General features: G+C 68.9%; 21 protein-coding genes and 1 other RNA gene. 9 read left to right on the top strand and 13 right to left on the bottom strand.

Annotated elements, in window-relative coordinates:
* Positions 1 to 83 precede the first annotated feature (83 nt).
* Together ACO2RJ_RS16100 and ACO2RJ_RS16095 are read left to right on the top strand one after the other, a co-directional pair.
* Complete coding sequence (locus ACO2RJ_RS16100) at positions 84 to 278, top strand: DUF1192 domain-containing protein (protein ID WP_423269141.1); 195 nt, start codon at positions 84 to 86, stop codon at positions 276 to 278.
* A 317-nt stretch (positions 279 to 595) separates the two neighbouring features.
* Complete coding sequence (locus ACO2RJ_RS16095; RefSeq protein ID WP_423269140.1) at positions 596 to 1,126, top strand: DUF1465 family protein; 531 nt, start codon at positions 596 to 598, stop codon at positions 1,124 to 1,126.
* Between the two features lie 129 nt (positions 1,127 to 1,255).
* On the opposite strand, the gene rpmE is transcribed toward ACO2RJ_RS16095, so the two are convergent.
* Entirely contained in the window at positions 1,256 to 1,489 is a 234-nt protein-coding gene (gene rpmE, locus ACO2RJ_RS16090; RefSeq protein WP_423269139.1) for a 50S ribosomal protein L31, read from the bottom strand.
* Positions 1,490 to 1,695: 206 nt separating this feature from the next.
* On the opposite strand from rpmE, the gene ACO2RJ_RS16085 reads away from it, so the two are divergent.
* Together ACO2RJ_RS16085 and ACO2RJ_RS16080 are read left to right on the top strand one after the other, a co-directional pair.
* A complete protein-coding gene (locus ACO2RJ_RS16085) occupies positions 1,696 to 3,522 on the top strand; it encodes an ABC transporter transmembrane domain-containing protein (protein WP_423269138.1) in 1,827 nt (608 codons plus the stop codon).
* Positions 3,519 to 3,977 (top strand): GNAT family N-acetyltransferase, encoded by a 459-nt coding sequence (locus tag ACO2RJ_RS16080; RefSeq protein ID WP_423269137.1) that lies wholly within the window; start codon positions 3,519 to 3,521, stop codon positions 3,975 to 3,977. The genes ACO2RJ_RS16085 and ACO2RJ_RS16080 overlap by 4 nt, the downstream gene beginning before the upstream one ends.
* A gap of 13 nt (positions 3,978 to 3,990) precedes the next feature.
* Here the strand turns inward: ACO2RJ_RS16080 and ACO2RJ_RS16075 are convergent, their stop codons facing one another.
* From ACO2RJ_RS16075 to tkt, 12 genes are all read right to left on the bottom strand, one after another.
* Complete coding sequence (locus tag ACO2RJ_RS16075) at positions 3,991 to 5,013, bottom strand: peptidoglycan -binding protein (RefSeq protein ID WP_423269136.1); 1,023 nt, start codon at positions 5,011 to 5,013, stop codon at positions 3,991 to 3,993.
* Positions 5,014 to 5,029: 16 nt separating this feature from the next.
* The gene (locus ACO2RJ_RS16070) at positions 5,030 to 6,058 is read right to left on the bottom strand and encodes a flagellar motor protein MotA (RefSeq protein WP_423269135.1); all 1,029 of its coding nucleotides are present in this window, start codon (positions 6,056 to 6,058) and stop codon (positions 5,030 to 5,032) included.
* Positions 6,059 to 6,149: 91 nt separating this feature from the next.
* Positions 6,150 to 6,935, bottom strand: a complete 786-nt coding sequence (locus tag ACO2RJ_RS16065) for an inositol monophosphatase family protein (RefSeq protein WP_423269134.1) — start codon at positions 6,933 to 6,935, stop codon at positions 6,150 to 6,152.
* Between the two features lie 70 nt (positions 6,936 to 7,005).
* The gene (locus ACO2RJ_RS16060; RefSeq protein ID WP_423269133.1) at positions 7,006 to 7,581 is read right to left on the bottom strand and encodes an NADPH-dependent FMN reductase; all 576 of its coding nucleotides are present in this window, start codon (positions 7,579 to 7,581) and stop codon (positions 7,006 to 7,008) included.
* Between the two features lie 92 nt (positions 7,582 to 7,673).
* Positions 7,674 to 8,237, bottom strand: coding sequence for an elongation factor P (gene efp / locus ACO2RJ_RS16055; RefSeq protein WP_423269132.1), 564 nt, complete (start codon positions 8,235 to 8,237; stop codon positions 7,674 to 7,676).
* A 90-nt stretch (positions 8,238 to 8,327) separates the two neighbouring features.
* On the bottom strand, positions 8,328 to 9,458 hold the full coding sequence (locus ACO2RJ_RS16050; protein WP_423269131.1) for a tetratricopeptide repeat protein: 1,131 nt from the start codon (positions 9,456 to 9,458) through the stop codon (positions 8,328 to 8,330).
* Positions 9,455 to 10,096, bottom strand: a complete 642-nt coding sequence (locus ACO2RJ_RS16045; protein ID WP_423269130.1) for a thiamine phosphate synthase — start codon at positions 10,094 to 10,096, stop codon at positions 9,455 to 9,457. Before ACO2RJ_RS16045 ends, ACO2RJ_RS16050 begins: the two co-directional genes overlap by 4 nt.
* 226 nt (positions 10,097 to 10,322) lie before the next feature.
* Positions 10,323 to 11,291 carry a class I fructose-bisphosphate aldolase gene (locus ACO2RJ_RS16040; protein ID WP_423269129.1) on the bottom strand — a complete coding sequence of 323 codons (969 nt, stop codon included), beginning with the start codon at positions 11,289 to 11,291 and terminating at the stop codon, positions 10,323 to 10,325.
* Between the two features lie 52 nt (positions 11,292 to 11,343).
* Entirely contained in the window at positions 11,344 to 12,543 is a 1,200-nt protein-coding gene (locus ACO2RJ_RS16035; protein ID WP_423269128.1) for a phosphoglycerate kinase, read from the bottom strand.
* A complete protein-coding gene (locus ACO2RJ_RS16030; protein WP_423269127.1) occupies positions 12,543 to 13,115 on the bottom strand; it encodes a putative glycolipid-binding domain-containing protein in 573 nt (190 codons plus the stop codon). Before ACO2RJ_RS16030 ends, ACO2RJ_RS16035 begins: the two co-directional genes overlap by 1 nt.
* Before the next feature lies 1 nt (position 13,116).
* Positions 13,117 to 14,127 carry a type I glyceraldehyde-3-phosphate dehydrogenase gene (gene gap, locus ACO2RJ_RS16025; protein ID WP_423269126.1) on the bottom strand — a complete coding sequence of 337 codons (1,011 nt, stop codon included), beginning with the start codon at positions 14,125 to 14,127 and terminating at the stop codon, positions 13,117 to 13,119.
* A gap of 128 nt (positions 14,128 to 14,255) precedes the next feature.
* On the bottom strand, positions 14,256 to 16,247 hold the full coding sequence (gene tkt / locus ACO2RJ_RS16020; protein WP_423269125.1) for a transketolase: 1,992 nt from the start codon (positions 16,245 to 16,247) through the stop codon (positions 14,256 to 14,258).
* Positions 16,248 to 16,476: 229 nt separating this feature from the next.
* Between tkt and ACO2RJ_RS16015 the strand changes: the two genes are divergently transcribed.
* The 5 genes from ACO2RJ_RS16015 (at position 16,477) to ACO2RJ_RS15995 (ending at position 18,814) form a co-directional block, all read left to right on the top strand.
* Complete coding sequence (locus ACO2RJ_RS16015) at positions 16,477 to 16,761, top strand: DUF4164 family protein (RefSeq protein WP_423269124.1); 285 nt, start codon at positions 16,477 to 16,479, stop codon at positions 16,759 to 16,761.
* A gap of 5 nt (positions 16,762 to 16,766) precedes the next feature.
* Entirely contained in the window at positions 16,767 to 17,138 is a 372-nt protein-coding gene (locus ACO2RJ_RS16010) for a cell division protein ZapA (protein ID WP_423269123.1), read from the top strand.
* 60 nt (positions 17,139 to 17,198) lie between these two features.
* A non-coding RNA gene (ssrS, locus tag ACO2RJ_RS16005) (6S RNA) lies at positions 17,199 to 17,357 on the top strand.
* Positions 17,358 to 17,375: 18 nt separating this feature from the next.
* The gene (locus ACO2RJ_RS16000) at positions 17,376 to 17,987 is read left to right on the top strand and encodes a 5-formyltetrahydrofolate cyclo-ligase (RefSeq protein ID WP_423269122.1); all 612 of its coding nucleotides are present in this window, start codon (positions 17,376 to 17,378) and stop codon (positions 17,985 to 17,987) included.
* Complete coding sequence (locus ACO2RJ_RS15995; RefSeq protein WP_423269121.1) at positions 17,987 to 18,814, top strand: TIGR00282 family metallophosphoesterase; 828 nt, start codon at positions 17,987 to 17,989, stop codon at positions 18,812 to 18,814. The genes ACO2RJ_RS16000 and ACO2RJ_RS15995 overlap by 1 nt, the downstream gene beginning before the upstream one ends.
* Positions 18,815 to 18,822: the final 8 nt, after the last annotated feature.

The raw sequence follows: 18,822 nt of genomic DNA, 5'->3' as shown, positions 1-18,822 counted from the left end.
CGCGCCCATCGGACGATTGCGCGCCCGCGTCCCGTTGCTGCACCTTCGCGTCCCCGCCATAGACGCGTTTCGGGAGATCGCCGATGCCCGCCTTCGAAGACGACCTCGCGCCGCTACGCAAACCGGTTCACGAAATCGGCCAGGATCTGTCGCGGATTTCGGTGGCCGAACTGGGCGACAGGATCGAGCTGCTGCGCGACGAAATCGTCCGGCTCCAGCAGGAAATTGCCAGGAAGGAAGCCCAGCGCAGCGCCGCCGATCAGGTCTTCCGCTCCTGATCCTGTTGGGCGTTCTCCGCGAGGCGGTCGCCATTAAGCCGCGGTTAACCTTCGCGGGTTATAAAAGTGGATGTCCAGAGTTCTGGATTTCGAGTGGATTCGTCCGCTCTGTCTGACGCCTCCCTGTCATCGACTTTGGGCCGCCGCTCCCCGGCGGCCTTTTTTTCGTTTAAGGATTTGATAACTTCGTCGATGGGCGCAGCGGGGATAACCGGCCGTCTGGTCCGGCGATTGCCCCGGTCCCTACGTTGATGCGAAGCTGTCCCGCCGCTATGTCGGATGGCGGCCCGCAGGGGCCCTCCGAAAAGGTGCAAGGCATGACCGATGCGATCGGCGAGCGGAATTCAGACGGCGGCGCGGTGTCGTTCGGCGCGCGGCTGGTCGGCTCCGCTGGCTTCATTTCGCTGTTCCGGGAGGGCATGGCGCTCGTCGAGGAGACCGCCGCCTATCTCGACGGCGACGGGCGCGGCGAGTCGCGCCGGCTCGGCCGGCCGGAATCGATCGCCTACGCCACCGAGAGCATGCGGCTCACGACGCGTCTGATGCAGATCGCCTCGTGGCTGCTGGTGCAGCGGGCGGTCAACGAAGGCGAAATGTCGTCGGATCAGGCGCGGGACGAGAAGCAGAAGGTGCGGCTCACCCCGATCGTCTCCACCCTGGCGCCGGACGTGTTCGAGCGGTTGCCCGAGCGCCTTCGCGACCTCGTCGAACGCACCGGCCGGCTGCAGGAGCGCGTCCAGGTGCTCGACGTCCAGCTCGATGGCAAGCCGCTCGCCGAGCAGCCGTCGCGAAACCCGCTCGAAGGCCAGATGGAGATGCTGCGTCGGGCGTTCGGCGGCGGGCGCTGACGGACGCCGTCGAACAGGGCGCCGGCGCTTCCTCGCGCCGATCCGTTCAAGTCTTAAGCCGGTCAGTCTCAAGACGCAAAAAAGCCCCGGCGAGGCCAGGGCTTTGACGCGCGGTCCTGGATCGCACGATCAGTTCGTCTTGGCGATCCCGAAGTTCGCGAAACGCTTGTTGAAGCGCGAGAGGCGGCCGCCGCGGTCGGTCAGCTGAGCCGACCCGCCGGTCCAGGCCGGATGGGTCTTCGGATCGATGTCGAGCTGCAGGACGTCGCCTTCCTTGCCCCAGGTCGAGCGCGTCTCATACTCGGTGCCGTCGGTCATGACGACTTTGATCGTGTGGTAGTTCGGGTGGATGTCGGCCTTCATGGCGGTCTCGCAGGACGTGCCGCGCGTCCGTCTCCGGCGCGCCGCTCGATAAGGGAATGGCTTAAGGCGGCAGCCTATAACCCAAAGCTCGCGCGGGAACAACCGCGGCCCGGCGCGCCGCCCCGAAAGGCGGGGTTTGCGCCGGAGGGCGCGCCGCGCCATAACCCGCCCCATGCAATCTGGAACGCCGCTAATCCGAGATCGCCATGGCCCGCCGCCGCGCCGCCGCTGACCCCGGCGTCGAGCCCGCGTCGCGTTCACGCTCGATGCGCCCGCTCGGCAGCCTCGCGCCCTTCGCGCTGGCCCACAAGGGGCGGATCATCGGCGCCTTCGTCGCGCTCGCCGTCGCGTCCGCCGCGACGCTCGCGATCCCTGTCGCCGTCCGCCGCGTCGTCGACTTCGGCTTCTCCTCGGAACATCCCGGCCTGGTCGACCAATATTTCGGGGTCATGCTCGCCGTCGCCGGCGTGCTCGCGCTGGCCAGCGCGTCCCGCTACTGGTTCGTGACGACGCTCGGCGAGCGCGTCGTCGCCGACGTCCGCACGGCCGTCTTCGCCCATTTGACGAAGCTGTCGCCCGCCTTTTACGACGGCGCGCGCTCCGGCGAGATCGTGTCGCGGCTGACCGCCGACACCACCCAGATCAAGTCGGCCTTCGGCGTCACCGCCAGCCAGGCGCTGCGCAATCTGTTCCTGTTTCTCGGCGCGGCCGTGATGATGGTGGTGACGAGCCCGAAGCTCTCAGCCCTGGTGCTGGTAGCCATCCCGCTCATCGTGCTGCCGCTCGCGGCCTTCGGCCGGTCGGTCCGGCGGCGCTCCCGGCAGGCGCAGGACACGCTGGCGGACGCTTCGGCGCTCGCCGCCGAGGCCGTCGGCTCGATGCGCGGCGTGCAGGCCTTCAACGCCGAGCGGGGCGTCGTCGATCGTTTCGCGACGGCGGTGGAGAGCGCCTATCAGGCGGCGCAGAGCTCCATCACGGCGCGGGCCGGGCTGACGGCGGTCGCGATCTTCCTGGTCTTCGCGAGCGTCATCGGCGTGCTGTGGTACGGCGCGACCGGGGTGCTCTCCGGCGCGATGACGCCCGGCACGCTCAGCCAGTTCGTGCTCTACGCCGTGTTCGCGGCGGCCGCGATTGGGGAGCTGTCGAACGTTTGGGGCGAGGTCTCGCAGGCCGCGGGCTCCGCGGAGCGGCTCGGCGAACTGCTGCGCACCGAGCCGGCGGTCGCCGATCCCCCCGCGCCTCTGCGCCTTCCGGATCCGGCGCGCGGCGCGCTCGCCTTTGAGGATGTGCGCTTCGCCTATCCCGGCGAGCCGCAGACGACGATCCTCGACGACGTCAACCTGATAGTCGCTCCAGGCGAGACCGTCGCGATCGTCGGCCCCTCCGGGGCCGGCAAGAGCACCCTGTTCCATCTCGCGCTCCGTTTCTACGACCCGCAGTCCGGCCGCGTGACGGTCGACGGCGTCGACGTTCGACAGGTGGCGCTCGAGGACGTTCGCGGCGCGATCGCGCTGGTGCCGCAGGATCCTGTGATCTTCGCCTGGAGCGCGCGCGAGAACATCCGGCTCGGCCGGGCGGGGGCGAGCGACGCCGAGGTCGAGGCGGCGGCGCGGCTCGCCGGCGCCGACCGTTTCGTCGCAAACCTGCCTCAGGGCTACGACACGCTGATCGGCGAACGCGGCGTCACGCTGTCAGGGGGGCAGCGGCAGCGGATCGCGCTCGCCCGTGCGCTGCTGAAGGACGCCGCGGTCCTGCTGCTCGATGAAGCCACGTCCGCGCTCGACGCCGAGAGCGAGACCCTGGTCCAGGAGGCGCTGACCTCGACCCGGGCCGACCGCACCACCTTGGTGATCGCTCACAGGCTCGCGACGGTTCTCGCCGCCGACCGAATCGTCGTGCTCGACGGCGGCCGCATCGTGGAGCAGGGCACGCACGCCGAACTGGTCGGGCGACGCGGCCTCTACGCCCGCCTCGCGGAGCTGCAGTTCGGCCAGGGCGGCGCGCCTCGGCGCGCGGCGGCGGTGGCGGGATGACGTCGAAAACCCCTGAGATCGTGGTCACGGACCAGCCGGATCCGAACGACCGCGACGCCATCGTCAAGCCGCTGATCGCCTTCAACACCGACGTCTTCGGACCTTCGGCCTTCCGACCGCTCGCGGTCCTCTTACGGGATCCTGAGACGGGCGAGACCACCGGCGGTCTCTGGGCGAAGTCGAGCTACGACTGGCTCTATGTCGAGCTGCTCTATGTGCCGGAAGAGCTGCGGGGCCGGGGGGTCGGGGGACGGCTCATGCAGCGCGCGGAGGATGAGGCGCTCGCCCGCGGCTGCGCCGGCGTGTGGCTTGACACCTTCGGCTTCCAGGCGCGCGCCTTCTACGAGAAGCGCGGCTACGTCGCCTTCGGCGAACTGCCGGATCATCCCCGCGGCAGCGGCCGATATTTCATGAAGCGGACGCTCAAGACCGAGCCGTCCGACCCCCAGATGTGATCGCCGGCCCCGTCTAGCGCTCGGTGAGCTTCAGCTCGATGCGACGGTTCTTCTTGTAGGCCTCGTCGTTCTGAGCCGTGTCGAGCGGCTGGAATTCGCCGAAGCCGGCCGCGAGCAGCCGCTGGGGCGCGACGCCCTTCGACACGAGATACTGCACCACCGCGATCGCGCGCGCCGCCGACAGCGACCAGTTGGACGGGAACGCCCCGCGCGTCGGCCTGACGTCGGTGTGGCCGTCGACCCGCATGACCCAGTTGATGTCGGACGGGATCTCGCGCGAGAGCTCGATCAGCGCCGTCGCGAGCTTGTCGAGCTCGGGCTTGGCCGCGTCGGTCAGCTCGGCTTGGCCGGTGTCGAACAGAAGCTCCGACTGGAACACGAAGCGGTCGCCGACGACGCGCACGTCCGGCCGGTCGGCGAGGATCTGGCGCAGCCGCCCGAAGAAGTCGGAGCGGTAGCGCGACAGTTCCTGCACGCGCTGGGCGAGCGCCACGTTGAGGCGCGAGCCGAGATCGGCGATCTTGGTCTGGCTCTCCCGATCCCGGTTCTCCGAAGCGTTCAGGGCGTCTTCGAGCGCTCCGATCTGGCGGCGCAGCGCCGCGATCTGCTGGTTGAGCAACTCGACCTGGCTCAGCGCCCGTCCTGACAGCTCCTTCTCACGATCGAGCTGGCCGGCGAGGTCCGCCACTTTCCCGCCCTCCGCGCGGGCCCGGTCGGCGCCGCTCGCAGCGTCCGCCTTGAGGCGGTCGCGCTCGGCCTGCAGCGCGGAGAGGCTCGCCTGCATGCTGGAGAGGTCGTCCTTGGCCGTCCGGGCGCCCGACCGCTCGAGCGCCAAGAGTTCCGTCAGTTCGGCGATCTGCGCGTTCAGGCGCTGCAGCGCCGTGTCCTTGCCCGACACCTCCCGCCCGAGCAGAAACTGGGCGATCATGAAGACCGTGAGCAGGAAGATGATGACCAGCAGCAGCGTCGACAGCGCGTCGACGAAGCCCGGCCAGTAGTCGACGGGCTGATAGCGCCGTCGGGAGTTCAGCGCCATGTCGCGGCCCCGGCGCTCACGGCTCGGCCTTCTCGCGCTCGGCCAGCAGCCGCTCCAGCAGCGCCTTGATGTCCTGCTGCTGGTTGGCCTGCGACTCCACCCAGTCGCGGATCATCTGCTGCTCGGAGCGCATGTGCTTCACGAGGCCCTGGATTCCTTCGGCGAGATGGGCGGTGGCCTGCGTCGTGTTCTTGTTGGGGCCGGACTCCGTCATGGTCCTCGCGAGCCGGTCGAGCGCCGCGGCGAGCTCCGGCGAGGAGCCCGCGGCGGGAGGCGGCGGCAGCAGGCGTTCGCGCCTGCCATCGTCCATCGCTTCGACGTCGGCGGACGAGACGGCGGCCGCAAGCCAATCCTCGACCTCGTTGTGGAAGCGGTTCTGCGCCTGGCCGGCCTGCAGATCGAGGAAGCCGAGGATGAGCGATCCGGACAGGCCGAACAGCGAGGCGGAGAAGGACGTGCCCATGCCGGCGAGCGGGCCGGCGAGGCCGGACTTCAACTCCTCAAACAGCACGGCGGTGTCCTGTCCGCCTCCGCCGCCAAGCGAGGTTATCACGTTCGAGATCGAGCTCACGGTCTCCAGCAGGCCCCAGAAGGTGCCGAGCAGGCCCAGGAAAACGAGGAGGCCGGTCAGATAGCGGCCGATCTCGCGGGCCTCGTCGAGACGCGTGCCGATCGAGTCGAGGATCGAGCGCATCAGCGCCGTGCTGATCGGCGCGTGGCCGAGACGGTCGCCGAGCAGGGACGCCATCGGGGCGAGCAGCTTCGGCTGTTCGCGGAGCGCGAGGCCGGGCTCCGACATGCGGAACGCGTTGACCCAGCGCACCTCTGGAAACAGCCGAATCACCTGCCGGAACGACAGCAGGACGCCGATGACCAGAACGGCGAAGATCAGGCCGTTGAGGCCGGGATTGGAGACGAAGGCGCGCGCGATCTGCTGATAGAGGATGAGCCCGACGAAGCCGGTCAAGGCGAGGAAGATCACCATCCGGAGCAGGAACACCCGGGGTGACGAGAGCTTGTAAGGGTCGAGCTCGGACAGGGACATCTTGGGCCGGCGGTCTCGCTTGAGAACGCCGACCATAGACCACGGTTCCGATCGGGCAAGAAGTGTCGGGGGGACACGCAGCCCCTGCGACTTAGCCCTTCACGAGCTTCAGCAGGCCGGCGTGGATCGCCTCATTGCCGGCGACGATCGAGCCTCCGGCGAGCATCGTGTCGCCGCCGGCCGCGTCGGTGACGTAGCCGCCGGCCTCCTTGACGAGCAGGATCCCCGCCGCGACGTCCCACGAGCTCAGCGACCGCTCCCAGAAGCCGTCCATGCGGCCGGAGGCGACCATGGCGAGGTCGAGCGAGGCGGCGCCGAAGCGGCGCACGCCCGCCACCTTGGCCTGAACGCGCGAAAGCTCCTCGCGAAATCGGTCGTGGCCCGGCTTGCCGAGATGCGGGATGCCGGTCGCGATCACCGCCTGCGCCAGATCGCGGCGACCTGCGACGCGCAGCCTGCGGTCGTTCAGGAAGGCGCCGCCGCCGCGCTCGGCGGAGAACAGCTCGTCGGTGATCGGGTTGAACACCACGCCGGCGACTAGAACCCCGGCGCGTTCGAGCGCGACGGAGATTGCGAACACAGGCAGCCCATGCAGGAAGTTGGTGGTGCCGTCGAGCGGGTCGACGATCCAGCGATGGTCGGGGTCGGTGCCCTCGGTCACGCCGGTCTCCTCCATGACGAAACCGTAGCCTGGCCGCGCGCGGGCGAGCTCGGCGCGCAGGAGGTCCTCGGCGCGGCGGTCGGCGGCCGAGACGAAGTCGCCGGGTCCCTTCATCGAGACCTGCAGCTGCTCGACCTCGCCGAAATCGCGGCGCATCGCCCGGCCGGCCTTTGTGACGGCCTGGACCATGACCTGCATGACGGGGGAGCGAGGCATCGGGGACTGCTTTTCTCGTCGGAAGGATAAGGAAGAGACGCGCTGCTCGGGGACGAGCGCGCCGGGGGCTTCAGTACGGGACGCCGCCGGCGCGTTGGGCTTGCAGCGCCTCGGCGTACCATTCAAATTCACGGGCGAACCGGTCAAACCGCTTGGCGAAGCCGCCGTCGGTCGGCGCGCCGGAGGAGTCGAAGCTCCGGCCGATCTTCGGGACGGCGAAGATCGATGGGATCGACGGCATGCCGAGCTCGCCGAGAGTCATGCGGAGCTGCATCGCGGCCCGCACCCCTCCGAAACCTCCCGCGGAATAGCAGACGATCGCCGAGGGCCGCCAGAAATACTCTTCGAGGAAGTGGTCGAGCAGGTTCTTCAAGGCCGGCGGAATGCCGTGATTGTACTCGCCGGATACGATCACGAAGCCGTCCGCCGCTCGGTAGATCTCGGCGAGTTCCTCGAGCACGGGCGGCGCGTCGCCTTTGTACTCCTTGTACATCCGGTCGAGCAGCGGCAGGCGGCGCTCCATCGGGTCGATCAGCGGCGCGTCGTGGCCGCGCTTGCGGAGGGCCTCGGCGACGTGGCGCGCGAGCACGATTCCCTGGCGCTCGGTGCGGACGGAGCCGTAGAGGACCGGCAGTGTCAGGGGCATGAAATCTCCTGGCGCCGGGCGGTCACGTCGGACGAAGTGGCGACGCGCGATCCCGGCTTCGTCTTCGCCCGATCGCGATGAAGCTCTTCGCCTCAGTCCGCGCGGCGGAGGTAGGTCACTTCGTTGGTGTCGACAACGATGCGCTCGCCCGAGGCGATAAAGGGAGGCACCATCACTCGCAGCCCGTTCTCGAGCTTGGCCGGCTTGTAGGACGAGGCCGCGGTCTGGCCCTTCACCACCGGATCGGCCTCGACGATCTCGAGCGTCACCTGGTCCGGCAGCTTGACGCCGATCGGCGTCTCCTCGTGCATCTCGACCGTCACCTTCATGCCGTCCTGAAGGAAGGCGGCGCGCTCGCCCACGAAGTCGCTTGCGAGCGTGATCTGATCATAGGTGTCCGTGTCCATGAACACCAGGCTGTCGCCCTCGGCGTAGAGAAACTGGAAATCTTTCTGCTCCAGACGCACCCGCTCGACGGTTTCGTCGGCGCGGAACCGCTCGTTGAGCTTGCGCCCGTCGATCAGGTTCTTCAGCTCGACCTGATTGAACGCGCCGCCTTTGCCGGGCTTCACGGCGTTGGTCTTCACGGCGACCCAGAGGCCGTCCTGGTGCTGGACGACCATGCCGGGCGTGATCTGGTTGCCGTTGATCTTCATCGCGGATGACTTTCGGGCGAGACGGTTCGCATGTGGCCTACGCGGCGATCGCGCGGCGGTGCGCTCGTTTGCCCGTCGAGCGGCGCCACGTCAAGGTTTCGGGGGCGGCGAGGCGTCCGTCGTCGCAGCGGCGGCGATCGGGCCGAAGCCCACGGTCCAGCGTTTGACGAGGGATTCAGCGGCCTCGCGGTCTTCCGCCGGGAGCGTTCCGACGAAGCCCTCCAGCCAAGCGTCGTTCAGGCCCTGGCTTTCGGCCAGACGATGCCAGGCCGCGGCCCGGACCGGATCGCGCGCCATCCCGCGGCCATAGGCGTAAAGCCGCGCCAGCCGGTTCTGCGCGATCGCGTTGCCGCGTTCCGCCGCGCGGCGGAATAGCTTCGCCGCCTGCTCTTCGTCCTTCGGCGCGCCCGCTCCGTTGAAGACGGCGATGGCGTATTCGACCATCGCCGCGACGTCGCCCTGCTCCGCCGCGCGGCCGAGCCACATAGTGGAGGCCGTCACGTCGCGTTCGACGCCCCGGCCTTCCTTCAGCAGCACGGCGTAAGCGTATTGGGCTTCCGCCTCGCCAAGTTCGGCCGCGGCCTTGAGCCGCCGCGCCGCCTCCTTCAGGTCCTGCGCCGACGCGCCCTGCTGCAGTTTCATCAGCGCGAGATTGTACAGCGCCTCCGGCTCGCCCTTGTCGGCGGCCTTTTCGAACCAGACGGCGGCGGCGGCGGGATCCTTCGGTCCGCCGAGGCCCTGAAGCTTCATCAGGCCAAGCGCCAGCATGGCCTCCCGGTCGCCGTCCTTCGCGGCGCGCTGATACCAGCGGACCGCCTCGTCGACCTGGCGCGGCACGCCGTAGCCGCCGGCGTAGAGCACGCCAAGCAGCGTCATGGCGGCTCGATCGGGCGACTTGCCCTCGGCGCGTTTCCTCGCCTCCTCGAAGGCGGCGCGGTAGAGGCCGCGCTGAAACGCGCCGAAGGCGAGATCAGCGTTCGGATCGGCCGGGGGTTCCGCCGCCACGCCGGCGGCCTGCTCCTTCGGGGCCGGGATCGGCTCAGCCGCACCTGGCGGCTTCAGCAGCATGATGTCCTTGAGGCTTGGCACCGGCGCGCCGGGCCCGGTCATCTCGGGCGTCGCCTGCGCCGGCTTGCGCTCCGTCTTTTTCGGCTCGGGAGCAGCGAGAGCGCCGCCGACCGTCAGACACATGCAGGCGAGCGTAAGAGCATGGCGCCTCACGGCGTCGGCGCCTGCGCCATGGAGAGCATCGCGCCGGCCGCGGCGACCGCGGCGGCTGGCCCCTGCGGATGCCGCCAGACCGCGTCCGACAGCGCCGCGAACTCCGCGTCGGCGGCGGCGAGCGCCGCCACGTCCTCGATCTCGGCGGCGAGGCCGACGCAGGGCAGTTCGAAGATCGGGACCCACCATTCGACGCGCTCGAGCGTTTCCTGGAAGGGCCGTTCGCCGGTCAGGTCGCCGAACAGCACATAGTCCGCGCCGGCCTCGCCCGCCGACATGGCGGCGTCGCGCGAATGCGGCGCCGCGCAACCCACGATCTTCTCAGGCTTGAAGCGCTCGATCGCGTCCGACAGTCCGGAATCTTCGGCTGAAACATGCACGCCGTCCGCCCCGGATTTCCCGACGATGTCCTCGACGCCGCTGCCGGAAAGCAGGGCGGCCGCGCCGGCCGATTGCACCGCCGCGACGAGGGATTTCGCGCAGCCGAGACGCGTCCGGTCGTCCGCCTCGGCCATTCGGATCACCACGGCCGCGACATCGCCGGCCCCGAGCGCCGCTTCAAGGGCGGGCAGGAACGCGGCGGCGTCCGCGACTTCCGGAGTGACAAGCATCAGGCGGGTGGTCGGGGCGTCGGTCATATCGGCTCGGACGGTCTGGTGCTCAGCGACGCGCGTTCTCGGCCGCGCCCATGGCGAAAGCGGGGCGGCGGGTTCGCCACGGCCGGAGCGAGACGCCGGCGCAGTTACGGTGACGCCCGATCGCCGTCGCCGACATTCCGGAACGGACAGTCCCGCGAGCGCGGGTCGGGCGTCACAAGTAATGACCCGGACGGCGGCGTGTTTCGCCGTCCGGAAGCTGTGGACGTCAGGACGCGTTGGCGTAAATGTCCATGATGTCGTTCAACAGCTTCACCGCCTCGTCATGCGGACGCTGGAACGCATTGCGGCCCATGATCGACCCGAAGGCCCCGCCCGCGGCGATCTGGCGGATCTCGTCAAGCACCGCGTTGGCGTCGCTCTTGGCCTCGCCGCCTGAGAAGATCACGATGCGGCGGCCGTTGAAGCAGCTCCGCACGACGTCGCGGATGCGGTCCGAAAGCGTGCCGAGTTCGATGTTGCCCTTCTCATAGGCCTTCTTCGCCGGAGCGAGGGCGATGTGCTCGGTCGGCGGCTTGACCTTGATGATGTGCGCGCCGAGCAGCGCCGCGATGTGGGCTGCGTAGGCGATGACGTCCGCGGACGTTTCGCCCGTCTTGTCGAGCGTGCCGCCGCGCGCGTAGGACCAGACGACGACCGCAAGGCCGACGGACTTGGCCTCCGCCGCCAGGTCGCGCAGCTCCTCCATCTGGTCGTAGGCCTGATCGGAGCCGGGATAGATCGTGAAGCCGATCGCCGAGCAGCCGAGCCGGACCGCGTCCGCGACGGAGGCCGTGACGGCCTGGTCGGCGTCCTCGTTCAGACGCGACAGCGAATTTGCGCTGTTCATCTTGAGGATGGTCGGAATCTGGCCGGCGAAGGTGTCCGCGCCCGCCTCAAGCATGCCGAGCGGCGCGGCGTAGGCGTTGAGGCCGGCGTCGATCGCGAGCTGGAAATGGTAATGCGGGTCGTAGGCCGCCGGGTTCACGGAGAACGAGCGGGCCGGGCCATGCTCGAAGCCCTGGTCCACGGGCAGAATGACGAGCTTTCCGGTGCCGGCGAGCTTTCCCGTCATCAGCAGACGGACGATGTTGCCCTTGGTCCCCGGATTGTCGCTTTCGTACCAGGACAGGATTTCGCGCACCCGCGGGGTGATGGCGAGCCGGCGTCCGCCGGTGATCGGGGTCGAGACGTTCATCGTCCTCTCGGGGTTCGGTGGGGATCTTCGCGCTCTATATAGGGCTGCAGGATCATTTTGTCGCTGTTAGAGCTGCGACTCCGGGAAGGTCCTTGCCTTCCAGCCACTCCAGAAACGCCCCGCCGGCCGTCGAGACGTACGAGAACTGGTCCGCCACGCCGGCGTGATTCAGCGCCGCCACCGTGTCGCCGCCGCCGGCGACCGAAAGCAGCTTTCCGGCCTCGGTCAGCTCCGCGGCCGTCTTCGCGGCGGCGACCGTACCGGCGTCGAAGGGCGTCAGCTCGAAAGCGCCGAACGGACCGTTCCAGACCAGCGTCTTCGCCTGGGCGAACACGGCCGCCACCTCCGCGATCGCCTTCGGTCCGATGTCCAGGATCATCTCGTCGGCGCCGACGTCGTCCACGGCCGCGACGCGGTTCTCGGCGTTCGCCCGGAACTCCTTTGCGACCCGCGCGTCGACGGGGAGCACGATCGCGCATCCGGCCGCCTTCGCCTTGGCGACGATCTCCGTCGCGGTCTCTAGCAGGTCGCGCTCGCACAGCGATTTGCCGACATCGAGCCCCTGAGCTGCGAGAAACGTGTTCGCCATGCCGCCGCCGATGACGAGAAAGTCGACGCGCTCGACCAGATTGCCGAGCAGATCGAGCTTGCTCGAGACCTTGGCGCCGCCGACGACCGCGACGACGGGACGCTCAGGGTCCGAAAGAGCCTTCGTCAGCGCCTCCAGCTCGGCCTGCATCGACCGGCCGGCGAAGGCCGGCAGCAGCCGGGCGATCCCTTCCGTCGACGCGTGCGCGCGATGGGCGGCGGAAAAGGCGTCGTTGACGTAGAGGTCGCCGAGCTTCGCGAGCGCCGCCGCGAAGTCCGGGTCGTTCGCCTCCTCGCCCGCATGGAAGCGGGTGTTCTCCAGCAGCAGCACGTCGCCTGGAGTGAGCTTCGCGACCGCCGCCTCGGCGGCTTCGCCGACGCAGTCGTCGGCGAAAGCCACGTCCTGCATCAGCGTCTTCTCGAGCGCCGGAACGACGACCTTGAGCGACTGGCTCTCGTCGCGCTTGCCCTTCGGGCGTCCGAAATGGGCGAGCAGGATGGTCTTGGCGCCCTTCTGGGCGAGCTCGTTCAACGTGGGCTGGATGGCGCGGAGCCGCGTATCGTCGGAGACCTGTCCGCCGTCCATCGGCACGTTCAGATCGACGCGCACCAGCACGCGCTTGCCGGCGACGTCGACGTCGTCGAGGGTCTTGAAGGCGGCCATCAGAGCATCCGTGAGAAGAGGCTGGGATAGTCGGTCACGAGACCGTCGGAATCGACCAGAAGCGTCGCCTCGAAACTGCGGTCGGCTGCTTGGTAGTGGAAGCGGCGGCCGGGCTCAAGACAGGCGTAGATCTGAGCGTCGACGACCGGCCTGAAGGAATCGAACGGCACATAGACCATGCGCAATTCGATGCGCTCTCCCTCGCGCCACGCGCGGCGCCGGATCGGCAGCGTGTTGGTGAAGGGCGTGCCCGCGAGATCCACGTCGAGGCAGCCGTCAAACTCCGTAAGAGGCTCGCCTGTCCCGTTCGACCAATGGCCGTCGCCGTCCGACAGCAGATGGAGGCCCCGTCCGTCCGCCGTTCCGAGCGCGAGCTCGCGCACGCGCCAGGCCGGGTCGAGGTCGATGCGGTAGTAGACGCCGTAAGGGGAGCCGCCCCGGTCGCCGATCACGGTTCCGCGGGCGACGATGCGGCGATCTTCAGGGGTGATCACCACGTGATCGATCCCCTGGCCTTCGAGGCTCCGCCAGCGCGCGGTGAGCCCGCGCGCCGGCCCGGGACCGGACGTCATCTCAGAGCAGCTTCGCCATCGCGACAGCGGTGTCGGACATCCGGGAGGAGAAACCCCACTCGTTGTCGTACCAGCTCAGCACGCGGACGAAGGTGCCCTCGAGGACCTTGGTCTGGTCGAGCGCGAAGCTCGACGAATGCGGGTTGTGGTTGAAGTCGGAGGAGACCAGCGGCGCGTCGACGACGTCGAGGATGCCCTTCATGGGTCCCGCGGCGGCGGCCTTGATGGCGTCGTTCACCTCCTGGACGGTGGTCGGCTTCTTGGCCACGAACTTGAAGTCGACCACCGACACGTTCGGCGTCGGCACCCGGATCGCGACGCCGTCGAGCTTGCCCTTGAGCTCGGGCAGGACGAGGCCCACGGCCTTGGCGGCGCCGGTCGACGTCGGGATCATCGACAGCGCGGCGGCGCGGCCGCGATAGAGATCCTTGTGCATGGTGTCGAGCGTCGGCTGGTCGCCGGTGTAGGAATGGATCGTCGTCATGAAGCCGTGGTCGATGCCGATCGCGTCGTTCAGCACCTTGGCGACCGGCGCCAGGCAGTTCGTGGTGCAGGACGCGTTCGAGACGATGACGTGGTCCTTGGTCAGCTTGTCCGCGTTGACGCCGAACACGACCGTCAAGTCCACGCCCTCGCCGGGCGCCGAGATGATGACGCGCTTGGCCCCGGCCTGGAGATGGGCGGACGCCTTCTCCTTCGAGGTGAAGAGGCCGGTGCATTCGAGCGCGATGTCGACGCCGAGCTCGCCATGCCGCAGCTCGGCCGGATTGCGGATCGCGGTCGCCTTGATGTCGCCGTGGCCGGCGACCGTGATGACGTCGCCATTGACGGTCACTTCGGCGGGGAAACGGCCATGCACGCTGTCGTAGCGCAGCAAATGGGCGTTGGTCTCGACCGGGCCGAGGTCGTTGATCGCGACCACCTGGATGTCCTTGCGCCCGGATTCTACGATCGCCCGGAGCACCAGCCGTCCGATGCGCCCGAAGCCGTTGATCGCGACCTTCACCGCCATTTTCGTTTCTTCCCTTCTTTTGGGTCCGCGGCGTTGAGCGCCGCCTTCCTGACCGACTTTAAGACGTCCGCGTCCTATATGGCGGCGCGCTCTCGCAATTGCGCATGACTATTGTTCACAACGTCCATTCACGCCGCTGAACCACGCATCTCCTTGGCGAGCGCGACCACCGCCTCGGCCGTGATTCCGAACTTCGCGTAGACTTCCTTGTAAGGTCCGCTTTCCCCGAAACTCGACATGCCGACGAAGCCGCCGTCGGAGCCGACGATCGCATCCCAGCCCTGCCGGATCGCAGCCTCGACGGCGATCTTGACGGGGGTCGTGCCGATCGTTTCGGCGCGGTAGGAGCCGGGTTGGTCGAAGAACAGCTCGAAGCACGGCATCGAGACGACGCGCGTCGGGATCCCCGCCGCGTCAAGCGCGGTCTTCGCCTCCATCGCGAGACTGACTTCCGAGCCGGAGGCGAACAGGCTGACTTCCGCGACGCCCTCGGCCGCGGCGAGCTCGTAACCTCCCTTGGCGGTCAGGTTCTCGCCGGCGTCTTTCAGGCGCAGCTGCGGCAGGTTCTGGCGGGTGAGCGCCATCACGCTCGGCCGCGTCTTGCTGGCGACCGCGAGCTCCCAGGTCTCCGCGGTCTCGATCGTGTCGCAGGGGCGGAAGACGTTGAGGTTCGGAATGGCGCGCAGCGAAGCGAGGTGCTCGACGGGCTGATGCGTGGGGCCGTCCTCGCCGACGCCGATCGAGTCGTGCGTGAACACGTGGATCACCCGGATCCGCATCAGCGCGGCAAGCCGCAGCGGCGGGCGGCAATAGTCGGAGAACACCAGGAAGGTCGAGCCGACCGGCAAGATGCCGCCGTGGATCGCCATGCCGTTCACGGCGCCGGCCATGCCGTGCTCGCGGATGCCCCAATGCATGAAGCTGCCGGCGTAGTCGTCCGGCGTGATGACCTTCATGTTCTTGGTGAGCGTGTTGTTCGACGGCGTGAGATCGGCGGAGCCGGAGACGAGCTCGGGCAGTTCGCCCCTGACGACCGTGAGCGCGGCCTCGCCGGCCTTGCGCGTCGCCATCTCCTTGGGCTCGGCGTAGAGCTTCGCCTTGTAGTCGGCCATCGCCTTGCCGAAGCTCTCAGGCAGGTCGCCATGCAGCCGGCGCTCGAGGTCGGAGCGGACGGCCTCGTCGAGAGCCGCGAAGCGCTTCTCCCACTCCTTGCGGGCCGGCTGGCCGCGGGCGCCGGCCTGAAGCCAGGCGTCACGGACGTCATCGGGGATTTCGAAGGGCGGGTAGGGCCAGTCGAGCGCCTTGCGGGCGCCCTCGATCTCTTCCGCGCCGAGCGGGGAGCCGTGCGCCTTTTCCGTGCCGGCCTTCTTCGGAGCGCCGAAGCCGATCGTGGTCTTGCAGGCGATCAGCGTCGGGCGGCTCACGCCCTCGGTGGTCTTGAGCACCGCCTCGATCGCCTCGGGGTCGTGCCCGTCGATGCGCACCGCGTTCCAGCCGCACGCCTTGAACCGCGCGATCTGGTCGACCGAGTCCGACAGCGAGGTGGCGCCGTCGATCGAGATCGAATTGTCGTCGTAGAGGAAGACGAGCTTGTTCAGCCGGTAGTGCCCGGCGATCGCGATCGCCTCCTGGCTGACGCCCTCCATGAGGTCGCCGTCGGAGCAGATCGCGAAGGTGCGATGGTTGAACACGGTCGGGTATTCGGCCGCGAGGATGCGCTCGGCGAGCGCCAAGCCGACGGCGTTCGAGATGCCGGCGCCGAGCGGACCGGTGGTGGTCTCGATGCTCTCGGTGTGGCCTCGCTCGGGATGGCCCGGCGTCTTCGACCCCACCTGCCGGAAGTTCTTGATCTGCTCGATCGTCATCTCCTTCGACCCGATGAGGTGAAGGAGGGCGTAGAGCAGCATCGACCCGTGGCCGGCCGACAGCACGAAGCGGTCGCGGTCGATCCAGAAGGGGTCGGTCGCGTCGTATTTCAGGATCTTGGTGAACAGCACCGTCGCCACGTCCGCCATGCCCATGGGCATGCCGGGGTGGCCGGAATTCGCTTTCTCAACCGCGTCCATGGCGAGCGCGCGGATCGCGTTCGCCATCCGGCGGGGCGTAATCGCTTCGGTCATGGCGGGAGATCGATCCTTCGTGTCCGGGCGGGGACGTTTAAGGGCGCGCCGGGGCAAGTCAATACGCGGCGCCGCCGACCGATGGCGGTCTCGCCATCCAATTCGCCGGTGGAGGACGAAACCCGGCGGATTGACGGATTTTTGGGCTTTCTCTTAAAGTCGGCCGCGCAACGCATTGCCTGGACGCGGATTTCCGACGGTCAGGCCGGGCGTGCAAGGGAGTTTGGGTGTGAGCGAGCTCGATCAGGCGCTGCGGCGTCTCGACCAGGCGCTGGGGGCGGCGGAGGCGGCGGTCGTGCGCGCGCTGGACGCCGCCGACGCCGCCCGCGCCCGCGAGCAGGAACTCACGGCCTTTTCCGACGACCGGCAGCGGCTCGCCGAGCTTCTCGACGTCTCCGCCGCCCAGGCCGAAGCCGCGGAACGGACGCGACAGGAAACCGCGGAGGAGATCGGCCGGCGGCTCGACGGCGCGATCGCGATTGTCGAGAGCGTGCTCGCAGAAGCAGAGGCCTGATCGGCATGGCGCAGGTGACGGTCCAGATCGGCGGACGCGACTACAAGATGGCCTGCGGCGAGGGCGAGGAGGAGCACCTGCTCGCGCTCGGCCGGGCGGTCGACGAACGCCACACGCAATTGAAGGCGCAGTTCGGCGAGGTCGGCGACATCCGCCTCGCGGTCATGACCTCGATCATGATGGCCGACGAGCTCAAGGAGGCCGGGCGTCGCCAGGCGTCGCTGGAATCCGAGATCGTCGCCCTCAAGGCCGCCGACCAGGACGCGGTGCAGGCCTTCGACGCCCGTCACACCGACGTCGCGGAGCAGATCGCCAACGCCGCCGCCCGGCTCGAGCGGATGGCGGCGGAGCTCGCGGAGGGAACGCGGCGCGAGTAAGCGTCGACGGCGACGCTTTCGCCACTGGCGCGACGCGCGCGGCTCGCCTATCTTGGTCGAGCGGTGCTGCGGGGTGCGTCAGGAAACTTGAATCCCCGGGCCCTTACGATTCCGAACGGGAGCTGTCCCTGGTCTCGACCGTGGTCTTGATCAAAACGGCGCCCACCTACTCTGTAGGTGTCCCGGGATCGAAACTCCAACGGCCATCGTGGCTCCGCACTTTTCTTTCGGTCCTTCATGACCCAGCCCGCCCGCGCAACGCCCGCAGCCGACGCCGATAAGGCGGCGCTGCGGAGCCGGGCTCTGGCCGCCCGCGCCGCGCTGTCGGTCGAGACGCGGCAGGCGGCGGGCGCAGCGGTCGCCGCGGCGGGGGCCGAGGTCGTCGCGCGCGAGAAGCCGGCCCGGGTCTCGCTGTTCATCTCGGTCAAGGGCGAGATCGACACCGCCCCGCTCGCGGACGCTCTGGCCGCGCTTGGCGTGCCCCTCTGCCTCCCGGTGATCGCAGCCAAAGGCCACCCACTCATGTTCCGCGACTGGCGGCCGGGCGATCCGCTCGACGACCGTCCCTTCAGCCTGAAGGAGCCGCCCCCGACAGCGGCGGAGGTCGAGCCCGACCTCCTGTTCGTGCCGCTCGCGGCCTTCGACGGCGCAGGCCGGCGGGTCGGGTATGGCGGCGGTTTCTACGACCGCACGCTCGAAAAGCTCCGCGCCCGGCGACCCACGCTCGCGGTCGGTCTCGCCTTCGCGGCGCAGGAAGTCGAGCACGTTCCGACCGAAGCGTGGGACCAGCCGCTGGACGGCCTGCTGACCGAGCACGGCTATCGAGCCGTCGGACGGGCGCAGGCCTGATGCGGCTTCTCTTTCTCGGCGACATCGTCGGCCGCTCTGGCCGCACGGCGGTGCTTCAACGCCTGCCGGCGCTGCGCGAGCGCTGGAGGCTCGATCTTGTCGTCATCAACGGCGAAAACTCGGCCGGCGGCTTCGGCATCACCGAGGCGATCTATGACGAGCTGATCAACGCCGGCTGCGACGCCGTCACGCTCGGCAACCACTCCTTCGACCAGCGCGAGGCGCTGGTCTTCATCGAGCGCGCCGACCGGCTCATCCGGCCGGTCAACTTTCCCAAGGGCACTCCGGGCCGCGGGGCGGCGCTGGTCGAGGCGCGGAACGGAATGCGCGTGCTCGTCGTCAACGTCATGGGGCAGGTCTATATGGGACCGGCGCTCGACGACCCGTTCCGCGCGGTCGACGCCGAATTGGAGGCCTGCCCGCTCGGGATCGCGGCCGACGCGGTGATCGTCGACGTCCATGCGGAGGCGACGAGCGAGAAGCAGGCCTTCGGCGCCTTCCTCGACGGCCGCGCCAGTCTCGTGGTCGGCACCCACACCCACACGCCGACCTCGGACGAGCGCATCCTGCCGGGCGGCACGGCCTATATGTCCGACGCCGGCATGTGCGGGGACTACGACAGCGTGCTCGGCATGAAGAAGGACGAGCCGCTTCAACGCTTTCTGGCGAAGCTCCCGTCCGGCCGCTTCGAGCCGGCTGAGGGCGAAGCGACGCTCTCCGGCCTTGCGGTCGAGCTCGACGGGCGGGGTCTGGCGAGCCGCATCGCGCCCGTCAGGATCGGTGGCTGCCTCAGCCAGGCCCTGCCGGAGTTTTGGGAACAGGGGTAGGGTCCGCC

This window comes from Hansschlegelia sp. KR7-227 (assembly GCF_049446035.1).
Taxonomy (GTDB): domain Bacteria; phylum Pseudomonadota; class Alphaproteobacteria; order Rhizobiales; family Methylopilaceae; genus Methylopila.
Note: the sequence above shows the minus strand (reverse complement) of the source record. Positions and strands in the feature narration are given on the sequence as shown.